At 71.7% G+C, this 13244-nt stretch carries 12 protein-coding genes; 3 read left to right on the top strand and 9 right to left on the bottom strand.

Features of this window, described 5'->3' with window-relative positions:
- Window positions 1–331: 331 nt before the first annotated feature.
- Window positions 332–2647: an NADP-dependent malic enzyme gene (locus AMOR_RS29930; protein ID WP_248352469.1), complete on the top strand. Its 2316-nt coding sequence runs from the start codon at window positions 332–334 to the stop codon at window positions 2645–2647.
- A gap of 89 nt (window positions 2648–2736) precedes the next feature.
- Here the strand turns inward: AMOR_RS29930 and AMOR_RS15535 are convergent, their stop codons facing one another.
- The 3 genes from AMOR_RS15535 to AMOR_RS15525 form a co-directional block, all read right to left on the bottom strand.
- The gene (locus AMOR_RS15535) at window positions 2737–3081 is read right to left on the bottom strand and encodes an SPW repeat domain-containing protein (protein WP_248352468.1); all 345 of its coding nucleotides are present in this window, start codon (window positions 3079–3081) and stop codon (window positions 2737–2739) included.
- Between the two features lie 163 nt (window positions 3082–3244).
- A complete protein-coding gene (locus AMOR_RS15530) occupies window positions 3245–4702 on the bottom strand; it encodes an Ig-like domain-containing protein (RefSeq protein ID WP_248352467.1) in 1458 nt (485 codons plus the stop codon).
- Between the two features lie 198 nt (window positions 4703–4900).
- On the bottom strand, window positions 4901–5290 hold the full coding sequence (locus tag AMOR_RS15525; RefSeq protein WP_248352466.1) for a DUF302 domain-containing protein: 390 nt from the start codon (window positions 5288–5290) through the stop codon (window positions 4901–4903).
- 143 nt (window positions 5291–5433) lie between these two features.
- Here AMOR_RS15525 and AMOR_RS15520 point away from each other — a divergent pair, with 143 nt between their 5' ends.
- Both AMOR_RS15520 and AMOR_RS15515 read left to right on the top strand, forming a co-directional pair.
- On the top strand, window positions 5434–5748 hold the full coding sequence (locus AMOR_RS15520; RefSeq protein WP_248352465.1) for a DUF6496 domain-containing protein: 315 nt from the start codon (window positions 5434–5436) through the stop codon (window positions 5746–5748).
- Between the two features lie 113 nt (window positions 5749–5861).
- Window positions 5862–6050, top strand: a complete 189-nt coding sequence (locus tag AMOR_RS15515; protein WP_248352464.1) for a hypothetical protein — start codon at window positions 5862–5864, stop codon at window positions 6048–6050.
- Between the two features lie 14 nt (window positions 6051–6064).
- Here AMOR_RS15515 and AMOR_RS15510 read toward each other — a convergent pair whose 3' ends face one another.
- From AMOR_RS15510 to AMOR_RS15485, 6 genes are read right to left on the bottom strand one after another with little or no spacing between them, the layout of a single operon-like run.
- Complete coding sequence (locus AMOR_RS15510) at window positions 6065–7678, bottom strand: hypothetical protein (RefSeq protein ID WP_248352463.1); 1614 nt, start codon at window positions 7676–7678, stop codon at window positions 6065–6067.
- 23 nt (window positions 7679–7701) lie between these two features.
- Window positions 7702–8478, bottom strand: coding sequence for an outer membrane lipoprotein-sorting protein (locus AMOR_RS15505; protein WP_248352462.1), 777 nt, complete (start codon window positions 8476–8478; stop codon window positions 7702–7704).
- A gap of 7 nt (window positions 8479–8485) precedes the next feature.
- A complete protein-coding gene (locus tag AMOR_RS15500) occupies window positions 8486–9793 on the bottom strand; it encodes an ABC transporter permease (protein WP_248352461.1) in 1308 nt (435 codons plus the stop codon).
- Window positions 9794–9796: 3 nt separating this feature from the next.
- Entirely contained in the window at window positions 9797–11941 is a 2145-nt protein-coding gene (locus AMOR_RS15495) for an ABC transporter permease (protein WP_248352460.1), read from the bottom strand.
- Between the two features lie 2 nt (window positions 11942–11943).
- Window positions 11944–12660 (bottom strand): ABC transporter ATP-binding protein, encoded by a 717-nt coding sequence (locus AMOR_RS15490; protein WP_248352459.1) that lies wholly within the window; start codon window positions 12658–12660, stop codon window positions 11944–11946.
- A gap of 50 nt (window positions 12661–12710) precedes the next feature.
- A complete protein-coding gene (locus AMOR_RS15485) occupies window positions 12711–13229 on the bottom strand; it encodes a GbsR/MarR family transcriptional regulator (protein ID WP_248352458.1) in 519 nt (172 codons plus the stop codon).
- Window positions 13230–13244: the final 15 nt, after the last annotated feature.

Genomic DNA, 13244 nt, shown 5'->3' with positions numbered 1-13244 from the left:
GGGCCCGCGATGGCTCGGCCCGGGCGTTCACCACCAGTCCCGGGCGGGTCGCGGGCTGCGTCGTGCGCTGCGCACCGGCGCGAGCGAGGCGACGCACCGCCGGCTGCCCGCCTCTCGCGATCCGCCGGCGCAACACCTCGGAAAGTGGCTTTTCGCGGAGGAGATCGAGACGCAGCGCATCAATCCGAGGACGCGGCTGCGACGTCCGGCCTGCTCCATTTTGCAAGAGTCGTGCCCCGGACCGGTCGAACCCTTGACACCGGAGAAACACGGGTGTTTTCTCCCGGTTTCCCACACGCCCGCGAAGGTTCAATCCACCGCGAGGAGAAGCATGGCCACCGACTTCACGCCGCCCAAGAATCCGCCCTCATCCCCCGTTGCCAAGAAGAAGATCCGCCGGGAGGACGCGCTCGCGTACCACTCGTCCGGCCGGAAGGGGAAGATCGAGGTCGTCCCCACGAAGCCCTGCGCCACCGCGCGTGACCTCGCGCTCGCGTACAGCCCCGGCGTCGCCGAGCCGTGCCTCGAGATCGCGAAGGATCCGGACCTCTCGTACCAATACACCGCGCGTGGAAACCTGGTCGCGGTCGTCTCGAACGGCACCGCGGTGCTCGGCCTCGGCGACATCGGGCCGGCCGCCGGCAAGCCGGTGATGGAGGGCAAGGGCGTCCTCTTCAAGAAGTTCGCCGACATCGACGTCTTCGACATCAACATCGATGCGAAGGAGATCGAGAAGGTCTGCACCGTCGTGAAGGCGCTCGAGCCGACGTTCGGCGGCATCAACCTCGAGGACATCAAGGCCCCCGAGTGCTTCATCATCGAGAGCCGCCTCAAGAAGGAGATGCAGATCCCGGTCTTCCACGACGACCAGCACGGGACCGCGATCATCTCCGGCGCGGCGCTGCTCAACGCGCTCGAGCTCGCCGGGAAGAAGATCGACGAGGTGAGGGTGGTGGTCTCGGGCGCCGGCGCGTCCGCCATCGCCTGCACCAAGTTCTACCTGGCGCTCGGCGTGCGTCGCGAGAACGTCACGATGGTCGACACCAAGGGCGTCATCTACAAGGGACGCACCGAGGGCATGAACGAGTGGAAGAGCGAGTTCGCCGCCGACACCAAGGCGCGCACGCTTGCCGAGGCGGCGAAGGGCGCCGACGTGCTCCTCGGCTGCTCGGTGAAGGGCATGTTCGATCAGGCGATGGTCAAGTCGATGGCGAAGGACCCCATCGTCTTCGCGCTCGCGAACCCCGACCCGGAGATCAGCTACCCCGACGCGAAGGAGGCCCGCGCGGACGTCATCATGGCGACGGGGCGGTCCGACTACCCGAACCAGGTGAACAACGTCCTCGGGTTCCCGTACATCTTCCGTGGCGCGCTCGACGTCCGCGCGAAGCAGATCACCGAGGAGATGAAGATGGCGGCGGCGCGCGCCCTCGCCGCCCTCGCCAAGGAGGACGTCCCGGACTCGGTCTCCCGCGCCTACGCCGGCGAGAAGTTCCGGTTCGGCCGTGAGTACATCATCCCGAAGCCCCTCGATCCGCGCGTGCTCCTCGCGGTCGCGCCCGCGGTCGCCCAGGCCGCGATGGACGGCGGCGTCGCCCGCGTGAAGCTCGACATGGGCGAGTACAAGGACCGGCTCCGCAAGATGCAGAGCCGCTCGCACCAGGTGATGGGCTCGATCTTCACGAAGGCGAAGAAGAAGCTCGCGAAGATCGTCTTCCCCGAGGGCCACCACCCGAAGATCCAGCAGGCGGCCGAGATCCTCCGCGAGGAGGCGATCTGCGAGCCGGTGCTCCTCGGCCCGGTGGACGCGATCCGGCGCTCCATCGCCGACCAGCGCCTCGACGACCTCGACGGCGTCACCATCATCGACCCGATGGAGAGCCCGGACTTCACGAAGTACGTCTCGCGGTTCTGGGAGCTCCGCCAGCGGCGCGGCATCACCTTCGAGGAGGCGCGCAAGCGCATGCGGACCCGCAACTACTTCGGGTCCGTCATGGTGAAGGAGGGCGCGGTGGACGGGCTCGTCACCGGGCTCACCACGGGGTACGCGGAGGCCATCCGCGCGCCGCTCGAGATCATCAAGACCCGCACCGGCCGGCGCGCCGGCGGCGTCTACATCGTGGTCACGAAGCACGACTTCAAGTTCTTCGCGGACTGCACCGTCACCATCGACCCGAACGCCGAGGAGCTCGCCGAGATCGCCATCACCACGAGCGACCTCGCCCGCTACTTCGAGGTGACGCCGCGGGTGGCGATGCTCTCGTACTCGACCTTCGGCTCCGCCGGCGGTGACAGCCCGCGGAAGATGCGGGAGGCGACCGAGCTCGTTCGCCAGCGCCGGCCCGACCTCGAGATCGACGGCGAGATCCAGGTGGACATCGCGACGAGCGCCGAGGTCCGCGTGCCGGAGTTCCCGTTCTCGACCCTCAAGGAGGACGCGAACGTCTTCATCTTCCCGAACCTCGACTCCGCGAACATCGCCTACCAGATGCTCGAGCGCGTCGGCGGTGCGGAGGTGATCGGGCCGGTGCTCCTCGGCATGCACAAGCCGGTGAACGTGCTCCAGATGGGCTGCTCGGTGCAGGCGATCGTGAACCTCGCCGCGATCACCGCGCTCCGCGCGCAGGGCGATCAGTTCCTGTTCTAGACGGCCCGCGCGTCGTCTCCCGGGGCCCCGGTCGCTTCAGCGGCCGGGGCCTCGCTGCATTCGCGAGGGGCTGCGCCCCCCTCACCCGGTCAGGTGGTCGTTCGGACCGGCTGCCGGAAGCCCGGCTCGTTCTCGCCCGGCACGAGCGAGAGCAGGAACACGGCGATCGCCACGAGGGCGTTGTTCCACTGCGTCCCGAGGTTCGAGTGCGGGAGCGCCCACACCGCGATGAACGTCCAGATCGCGGCCGCCGTGTTCACCCACCGCGCCTGCGAGGCGCGCATGGCGATGAGCGCGAAGACCGCCACGACGACCCCCATGATCCAGGTGCTCGTCCGCTCCGGCGCCGAGTGCTGCCAGATGAACGCCGAGACGAAGAGCCAGACGCCCAGGATGAGGTTCGCCACCCGTGCGCCGTTGACCCGATTCGACATATGACCTCCCGGCCGCCCGGCCCGGGCGGCCCGCTTTGCTCTCTTTGTTGGTTGGTATCGCAACTATATGACTCCGCCGCCTCGCTCGCGCCCTCGTCGGTTCGCGGAGCGGAGAGCGCGCCGGGCCCCTGCGCAGAGGCCCGGTCGCGGCAGCCGGCCGCCCTCAGCGGCGGACGTTCAGGTTGGCGGTCTTCGTCACGCCGTCGCAGGTCGCGGTGATCTTCACGCGGACCTTGCGGCGCGTCGGCGACGTCGTCTGGATCGTGAACGTCGCGCGATCGGCGCCCGCCGGCACGATGACCGACGCGGGGACCGTCGCGACCGCGTCGCTCGTCGACAGGGTCACGGCGAGCGGGCTGGTCGTGGCGCGCGTCAGGACGACCGTGCCGGTCACCGTCCCTCCGCCGGCGATGGAGCCGCGGCTCAGGGTGACGTACGCGAGCTGGACCGGCACGGAGGCCGGCAGGACGGTGATCGTGGTCGTGCCCGAGAGGCCGCTCGAGCCGTCGGTCGCCGTGACCGTCGCGGTGCCGGCGGCGACGGCGGTGACGACGCCGGCGGCCGAGACCGTCGCGACGAGCGGGTCCGACGTGGTCCACGCGACCCTGGTGGTGAAGTCCACCGTCGAGTCGTCCGTGTACGTGCCCGTGGCGCCCAGGGCGACCGTGCCGCCGACCTGGACGACGGGATCGATGGGCGCCACGTCGATCGTGGCGAGCTGCGCGTCGATGACGGTCACGTCGAGCGTCCCGGGGACGCCGCCCAGCTCGGCGCCGACGACCACCGCGCCGGTGGCGACGGCCGTCACCACCCCGCGCGTGCCGTCCGCGTTCGACACGGTGGCGATGGCCGGATCGGAGGAGGTCCACGTCACGGCGAGCGTCAGGTCGTGCGTGCTCGCGTCGGAGTAGGTCCCGGTCGCGGCGGCCGGCGCCGACAGGCCGACCGGGAGGGCGGCCGGCCCGGAGAGCGCCAGGGAGACGAGGACCGCGTCCGTGACCTCGATCGTCGCGGACGCCGAGATCCCGCCCGGCGCCTCCGCGGTGATCGTCGCCGTGCCCGGGCTCGCGGCGGTGACCACGCCCTCCGACCCGGCCGCCGTCGAGACGCTCGCGACGGTGGCGTCGGAGGACGTCCAGGTGACCGCGGCGCCGAGGTCGGCGGTGCTGCCGTCGGTGAAGGTGCCGGTCGCGAGGTACCGGGTGACCGCGCCGTGCGGCAGGGGCGTGTCGCCGGTCACCGCGAGCGAGACGAGCTCGGCGGCCGTGACCGCGACCGAGACGGTGCCGGTCCCGCTGCTGCACGTCGCCGACACCTGCGCGGTGCCTTCCGCCAGCGCGGTCGCGAGGCCCCCCTGGACGGAGACGACGGCGGGGTCGCTGGAGCTCCACGCGGCGTCCGCGGTGCAGTCCCAGGTGAGCCCGTCGGAGCGGGTCGCGATCGCGCCGAGCTGGTGCGTGGTCCCCTTCGCCAGCGCCTGGTCCGCGCCGAGCGCGACCGTGGTGGTGAGGACGGAGCCGCCGCCACCGCCGCCCCCGGTGCTCCCGCCGCTCCCGCCTCCGCCGCAGCCTACGAGGAGAGCCACTGCGACCACGAACCCCGACGCGCGTGCGATGTACATGCAGAACCCCCCGGTCCAGTGAGGTCGAGCATGTCAAGTTCTGCGCCAGTGTCGGAGTCCCGCGACCGTGGTAGGAGAAACCGCGCGGAACACATCCCTCGACCGCCTGACACCCACAGGGTGCGGCAGGGACGCCCTCTCGACGGAAGACGCTGATCGGGTGAGGAAATCGCTCGCCGCGCGCTTCGCCGCTCGCGCCTACCCGATCCGCTCGAGCACCCGCGCGAGCCGCCCCCGGACCTCCTGCGCGATCGGCGAGAGCTTGGGCTCGGCGGCGGCGATGGTCTGCATCGGATCGACGGCGACCACCATCGCCTTCCCGTCGTCGCGCTCGTACACGACCACGTTGCACGGCAGGAGCGCCCCGATCTCCGTCACCGCCGAGAGCGCCTGGTGCGCGAGCGACGGGTTGCACGCGCCGAGGATCCGGTAACGGCGGAAGTCGACGCCGAGCTTCTGCTTCAGCGTGCCCTTCACGTCGATCTCGGTGAGCACGCCGAACCCCTCGGCCTTGAGCAGCTCGGGGATCCGCGCGAGCGCCTCGTCGAAGCTCCAACCCGTCACCTTCTGCATGCCGATCGCCGCCATCGGTCTCCCTCCTCGTCCGTCCATGAGAGCCGGGCCCGCGCCGGGCGGGGAGCGGTCTTCCGGGGCGCGAGAGCGCCGGTGCGGGCGCCCGTCTCCGCCGGGACGGGGCGGCCTCGCGCGCGGCGAGCGCCTACGTTCTGGGCATGCCGGAGAAGACCACGCTGCGGCGCGCGCGCCGCGACCGAGCAGAGGGGAAGGCGGCGACCACGCAAGCGGGCGAGTTCGTCCGCGAGGAGATGGAGCACGCGAAGCGCGGGAAGCACCCCGTGAAGAGCCGGAAGCAGGCGATCGCGATCGGCCTGTCCAAGGCCCGCCGGGCCGGGGTGAAGATCCCGCGCAAGAAGGGGTCCACCGCTCGCGGGCGCTCCGGCGGGTCGCGATCGACCTCGCGCTCGAGCGCGGCCAAGTCGCGGTCGGGCGCGTCCTCGAGGTCGCGGACGTCGCGCCGGTCGCGGTAGCGCTCGCCGGGTCGCCACCCCGTCTCCGCGCCCGGCGAGCGCCGGGTGCAGGCACGCCGCGGCATGTCGACCTTCCTCGCCGCGTCCGGCTCCTGCCGGACCAGGAGGCTGCCATGCCGAAGGACCGCGATCGCGCCGCGCGAGGTGAGGACAGGGAGTGGACGCCCGCCCGCTCCGCCGCGCCGGACGGAGGCGCGCCGGTGACGCCCACCGAGATCTCGCAGCGCCGGCTGCTCGACGAGGAGGACGGGCGTGACCGTCCGCTCGCGGGCGGCACCCAGCTCCCGCGCGAGCGGAGCTGACCCGAGCCCCGCGCCTACAGGCTCACGCGCAGCGCGACGCCGAGGTCGAGGATCGGCGCGCGGCCGAGCCGCGGGTCGATGGGCAGGAACGCCTCCGCGCCCGGGGGCACCTCGAAGGCGAGGCGGAACTCGCCCCCGCGGTGCCCGAAGTGGCCCGCCACGAAGGTCTCGACGCGCAGGTAGGTGAGCGCGAGCACCGCGTGATCGAGCCGCGCGATGAAGCTCCGGTCGGAGAGGTTTCCGAGCACGGAGAGCGTGAGGAAGGTGTCGTTCCAGCTCCCCGGCCGCGGCAGGTACACGAAGGCGCCCGCGTAGTGGCGCCCCATGTAGAACGGCCGGAACGCCGTCGGATCGCGCAGCGAGAGCTGCTGGCCGGTGGGCGCCGTCGGATCGATGAGCGGCGCGCCGGCGAGGAGGAACGGGTAGATGGAGGAATCCGAGTACCCGGCGTCGTTGAAGAAGTACTCCGCACCGAGCGTCACCGCGTCCTCGTCGGAGTAGTTCCGGGACCAGCTCCCGCCGAGCGTGAGCTGCGGAGTGAAGCCCTGGGGATCGGCGCGGACGTAGCCGAGCAGGTCCGTCGGCGTCGGCGGGCCGGGCGCCCAGTGCGACCCGTCGATCCCGGTCCGGAGCGCCGCCTCCGCGTGGACGTCGAGCTCCCAGATGCCGGCCGAGAGGTCGACGCCGAAGCGCGGCCGGTGCCCGCTCTGCGTCATGGCGTCGAGGCCGAGCTCCGCGGGCCCGAGCACCAGCTCCGCGCGGCCGCCGGCCGCGACGCGGCCCAGGCGATCCACCGGCTCGAGCTCGCCCGCGAGGTCCTCGAACATCGCGATGCCGTAGAAGTTCCAGCCCCGCTTCTCCCACGGGACGTGCAGCTTCACCATCGTGGTGCCGACCCGGACGTCGAACACGGCGAGCGGGTCGCGCCGGACGGGGTGCAGGTAGTCCGTCGGGTTCCAGAACTTCCCGACGCCCCACTTCACGTGCTGCCGCCCCGCGGTGACGAACACGCGCCGGCCGGGGTCGAAGTTCAGCCAGAGCTGATCGAGGACGCCGCGCGGGTTCTGGAGCGGCGTCGCGGAGACGCCGGGGACCGTGGTCAGGGCCTGGCCGGGCGTGCGCTCGCCGGGCACGAGGGTCGGGTCGTAGCTCAGCCGCCCGAGGACGAACCCGCGGACGCGCTCGTTCGGGCGCACGTCGAGGAACACGTCGAGCAGGTTCGGCGAGGTGAGGATCCAGTCCGACGGCGGGACGTCCTGCTGCCACGTCGAGGTCGCCCGGAGGTAGATCTGGCCGCCGACCTTCAGCGGATCCTCCTGCGCGCCGGCGCGGGAGACGACGCCCTCCGCGGGCGGCGGCGCCGCGTTCGGCGAGCCCGTCCCGCCGAACATCTCGGCCTCGCGCGCGCGATCGGTGCCCTTCGGTACCGGCGCCTCCTCGCCGCGCCTGGCCTCGTCGGGCGCGGGCGGCTTTCCGGCGGGCGGCGCGGCCTCCGCGGGCCGCTGCTCCGGCGCGGGCGGCTGCGGGTTGCCGAACAGCTCCTCCTCGCTCGGACGGTCCTGCGCGCCGGCGGGCCCGGCGGCGAGCACGGCTGCGGCGGCGAGGGCGCGGATCAAGGGGCGGGTCATGCTGGGGTCCTCGCGCGCGGCGCTCACCGGCTCTTCGACTCGAGCCACGCCTTCGTGAAGATGTTCTCGGCGAGGGCGCGGAGGTCGATCTCGCGGATGAGGACGAGGGTCGAGTTCCCCTTCTCGATCTCGTCGAAGACGCGGATCTCCTCCGGGTACCAGACGTCGTCCTTCTTCGACTCGGAGTAGATCTTCTTCCAGCGCGGATAGTAGCTCGTCCGCATGAGCCGCCCGGACAGCGCGAGGTCCTGCCGCTTGAGCACGTTGAGGCTCGCGCGGTCCACCCAGAGGCGGCGGACCGGGAACGAGACGTCGACGCCCGGCTTGACCTCGAGCCTGATCCGGTGGACGTCGTACACGCCGAGCTTCTCGTCGCCCTCCCAGGTCGCCGTGTAGTCCTGCGCGAGGCGGGGCTCGGAGAGGTCGTCGCGGCGCGTGTCGGTGCCGCCGATCCGCTCCCGCTCCGTCCGCCGCTCCCACCGGCCGGTGGACGGGTCGTAGCTCCAGAGGTTCTTCTCGACGCGGAGGTAACCCTTGCCCGCCTCGGACTTGGGCTTCGTGAAGAGGAACATCTGCTTGTCGTCCTCGTCGCGGCGGTAGACGACGAGCTCGTAGACGACGTCGGTCTTCCCCTTCTCCTTCGCCTCCATGTAGCAGAGCGCCTTCCAGTCGCCGGAGTTGCGCTGGCGGTCGTCGAGCGTGTGCACGACCTTCGTGAGCTCGGCCGGGTCGAGCGCGCGCGCGGCGGCGGGCGCGAGGGCGGCGAGGACGAGGAGGAGTGCGGGGAGGCGTGTGAGCATGGTCCGTTCACCCGATGTGATGCATGGCCGTGACCGGCCGCAGGCGGGCCGCGCGGAGCGCCGGGAACAGCGCCGCGACGACGGTCACGCCGGAGAGGACGACGACGTAGGCCGTGATGGCGCCGGGCTGGAGCAGGAACCGGAGCCGCTCCTGCATGATGAAGATCTGCATGCTCTCGGGGATCCGGATGCCGACGAGGTTCACCAGGCCGGCGACGAGGCAGGCGACGAGCGCGCCGCCCCCGGAGCCGGCGACGCCGAGCAGCACCGTCTCGAGCACGAAGAGCCAGAGCACCTTCCTGCGCTGCATCCCGATGGCGCGCATGGTGCCGATCTCCCGGGTGCGCTCGCGGATCGCGATGAGGAGCGTGTTCAGGATCCCGATGATCACCACCACCATCAGGACGATGACGAGGAGCCAGGTGAGCGCGCGGACGCCGAAGATGAACTGCTTGAACTGGCCCATCTCGTCTTCCCAGGTGGTCACGTCGAGCTTCTGCCCGGTCCAGTCCTCGCTCGGCACCTTCTGCATGAGCTTCACCCAGTACGGCTGCGGGTCCGGATCCATGATCCGCCACCCCGCGCCGCCGAGGTCGGCGCGGAGGCGCGCCGCGACGACCTTCGCGTCCTCCGGCTTGCGGAGGTACAGGTGGATCGCGCCCGTGGTGCTGGCGGCGAGCCCGTACAGCTGCCGGAGCGTATCGCCCTGGATGAAGGCGCTGAACGCGGAGAGCAGCCCGACGTTCTTCGCGACCACCGCCACGCGGACGTCGGCGGTGTTGTTGATGCCGCGGGACGTCGGGGCCGAGAGCGTCACGACGTCACCGACCTTCACCTTGAGCCGGTCCGCCTGCCCCTGGAAGAGGAGGATCGTGCCGGGCTGGCCGAGGTCCGCGAGCTTGCCCTCCAGCGGCATGATCACCTTGGCGAACCCCGGCTCCTTCGCGACGTCGACGCCGCCGATCACGAGGTCCATCGACGAGCTCTCGGAGACGGCCTTCGCCCAGCCGCGTCCGCGCACCGCGATGTAGTCCACCTCCGGGACGGCGGCGCGGACCTTCTCGAGCACGCGCGGGTAGTCGGAGACGAGCGGCGCCGCGCTCCCGGAGGTGATCTTGAAGAACCCGCCCACGTTCACGTGCCCGGTGAGGAGCGTGGTCGCGGACTCCATCATCGCGTGCTCGATGCCGGCCGTGAGGCTCGCGAGCAGCACGAGGAGCCCGGTCACCGCGGCGAGCGCGCCGCCGAGGAAGAAGTTGCGCCGCGTGTGGCGCGTGAGGTTCCTGCCCGCGATCTGGAGGTCGGTGGAGAGCACGGGTCAGTCCTCCGTCGACATCGCCTCGACGGGCGTGACGCGCATCGCGAGGAGCGCGGGGTAGAAGCCGGAGAGGATGCTCACCACGACGACGATGACGAGCGACACGACGACGCTCGCGCCGCCGAGGGCGGGCAGCAGCGTCGGCCCGGCGAAGAGGAAGTTCAGCATGTCGTTCGTCGCCGGGATGCCGCCCGCGGCGCGGACCAGCCACACGCCCGCCCCGCCGAGCGCGGCGCCGACGAGCCCGAAGACGAGGCCGACCGTGGCCGTCTCGACGAGGAGCATGACGAGCACGAACCGCCGCTGCGCTCCGATGGCGCGCATCGTGCCGATCTCCGTCACGCGTTGCAGCGTGGCCATCACCATCGCGTTGTTGATGATGACGAGCGCTACCACGAAGAAGATGAAGACCGAGACGTAGAGCACGATCCGCAGCGTGGTCACGAACTGCCCGACCATGCCGGACGCGGCGTGCCAGTCGACGACCTTCAGCCCGAGCTTCTCGCGATCCGACGCCGCCTGCACGTCCCGGAGCGTCCGCCGGAGGCGCCCGGGGTCGTCGAGCACGAGCGCGGCGTTCAGCGCGACCCCGCGATCGAGCTCCTCCTGCGTGTACGGGCGGTCGGCGGCGCTCGCGCCGGCCCGGGTCGCCGCCGCGCCGCCGAGGAGCGTGCGCTCGTCGATCGCCGCGGCCTTGGCCTCGCCCTCGAGCGCGCCGCCGCCGCCGAACAGCGCCGCCTCCGCGTCCTCGCGCGCGACGTCCCGCGCGCCGACCGCGCCCTTCAGCGACGCGATCTCCGCGGCCTTCTCCTTCGTCATGTAGCCGTACAGGTCCCGGAACGAGAGCAGGTCGAGCACGCTCATCATCCCCGCGATGCCGGACTTCTCGATCTGGCGGAACTGGATGAAGCCGTAGACCTTCACGTTCACCGAGTTGAAGTATCCGCTCTTCGCCGGCGCCTTGATGGTGATCGTGTCGCCGACGTTGATGAGGTAGAGGCGGAGGAGCGGCGCGAGCTGGTCGTAGAAGATCCGGTAGTGCGCCTCGAAGTTCCGGTCGTCCGTCCGGAACAGCCGCGCGAGGAGCGCCGGGAGCTCCTCCCCGGCCGCCTCGGGCCCGAGGGCCGCGCGCAGGCGCCGCGTCGCCTCCTCCGCCTGGATGGGATCGAGCTGCTGCAGGATCTCCTTCGTCCCGCTCTGGTTCTCCTTCACCCAGCGCTGCAGCTCCTCGTCCCGTGCGTCCGCGATCCGCCGCCCGCGGCGGTCGCGCGCGTCCTTGATGAGGTCGAGCCGGCGCGCGTTCTTGAGCTTCAGCCACTCCTCCGCGTACTGCTTCCCCACGAGGATCCCGCGCCGCCCCTTCGGGATCATCTCGCCCGTCGCCACCTGCGCGAGCTCGAACGCGCGGAAGAACGCGTCCGGGTCGGTGCCGACGTAGCGGATGAACGTGAAGCTCCCGTCCATCGACAGCTTGGCGATGCGGTTCTCGAGGAACTCCAGGTGGCCGTAGCGATCCCGGTCGAAGCCGGCCCAGAAGTCGTCGGCCGCCGCGCGGCCGAGATCCGCCCACTCCCGCCGGCGCTCCTCCGCCTCGCGCCCGTCGAGGTCCGCGATGACGCGCGCCTGGCCGAGCTCGTCCCGGAGCAGGCCGACGATGCGCCGGACGTGCGCCTTCCGCGCCTCGTAGCCACGGAGCGCGTCCGGCGAACGGTCGCCGGCCTCGAGGCGCCGCACGTCGGCGCGGAGCTTCTCGAGGGCGACGTCGATGACGTTGCCCGTCGCGACCATCGCCTGGTCGATGCCCATCGGCACGACCGCCCTCACGTTGGGCACCTTCGAGAGGACGTCCTTCACCCGCGAGAAGTCCTCGATGGGCGCGAGCTGGGACTCGCCGCGGAGGCCGCCGTACAGCTCGAGCGGATCCTGCGAGGCGGCGTTGTAGACCTGCAGCTGGCCGCCGAGGCTTCCCTGGATCGACGTGCGCATGCCTCGGTCGATCGAGTCCATGAGCGACGACCCGAGCACGACGAGGAACGACCCGCCGAGCACGATGGCGCCGATGATCGCGGTCCGGACCCGGCCCGCGACGAGGTTGCGGAAGGCGATCCGGAGGAGGATGCGGATCGCGTCGCGCCGCGCGCCCATGGTCACCGCCCTCCCGCCGCGGCCGGCGCGCCGGCCACCGCCTCGCGCCCGACCAGCTGGCCGTCGGCGATCCGGACGATCGCGCTCGCGTGGCTCATCACCTTGGGGTCGTGCGTCGAGAAGATGAACGTCGTGCCGTCGCGGCGGTTCATCTCCTTCATGAGGTCGATGATGTTCGCGCCGGTCTGCGAGTCGAGGTTGGCGGTCGGCTCGTCGGCGAGCACGAGCGCCGGGCGCGTCACCAGCGCCCGCGCGACCGCGACGCGCTGGCGCTGCCCGCCGGAGAGCTCGCTCGGACGGTGGCGCGCGTGGCTGGCGATCCCGACGGCGTCGAGGAGCCCGAGGACGCGCGCCTGCCGCTCCTTCTTCCCGAGGCCACCCTGGAGCAGCAGCGGGAACTCGACGTTCTGGAAGACCGAGAGCACCTGCACCAGGTTGAAGCTCTGGAAGATGAAGCCGATCGTGCGGAGGCGAAGGTCGGTGAGCGCGCGCTCCGAGAGCCGGGAGGTGTCCTTCCCGTTCACGAGGACGGTCCCGGCGGTCGGCGTGTCCACGCAGCCGACCAGGTTGAGGAGCGTGGTCTTGCCGCTCCCGGACGGGCCGGCGATGGAGAGGAACTCGCCCCGCTCGATGTCGATCGACACGCCGCGCAGCGCTGACACGACGGTCTTCCCGAGCATGTAGTCCTTCGAGACGTTCTGGACGGAGACGATGGACATGGGTTGCTCCCCGGGGCGCCCTCCCCGTGGGCGGGCGCGGTGGCGGGCCGCTAGGCCGGGTGTGCGGCTCTCTTCCGCGGCAGGCGCGCCGGCAACGGCGCCCGCCGGGCGCGCTCGCGCTCCCACCGCGCGAGGACGTCCGGCAGCTCCCGCTCGAAGAAGGCGTACTGATCGTGAAGCTCCTCGAGCCGCAGCCGGACCGCGGCCGGGCGCCGCGCGAGCAGGTCGAGGCCGCGGCGCATCACGGTGGTCGCCGTGCGGAGCTGCTCGAGGCGCGCGCGCCAGAGCCGCTCCCACTGCCCCGCGTGGATCCGGAAGTGATCGCGGCGCGCGCCGGGCGGCCGGATCCGCTCGACGAGGCCCGCGTTCGCGAGGAGGCGCGTCATCGTGCTCATCGACGCCTTCGACCCCTGGAGGGCGGCGGCGAGGTCCTCCATGGACTGCTCGGCGGGCTCGCAGACGAGGAGCCACGCGAAGATGCGGCCGGCCATCCGCGGGAGCCCGTCTCGCTCGAAGAGGATGGCGACCTCCTCGATCCAGCTCCGCAGCGCGGCGTCGTCGCGTGGCACGGGCCCGGTCTAGGC

This window comes from Anaeromyxobacter oryzae (assembly GCF_023169945.1).
Lineage (GTDB): Bacteria > Myxococcota > Myxococcia > Myxococcales > Anaeromyxobacteraceae > Anaeromyxobacter > Anaeromyxobacter oryzae.
The sequence above is the reverse complement of the archived record's forward strand: the minus strand, read 5'-3'. Positions and strand labels throughout refer to the sequence as shown.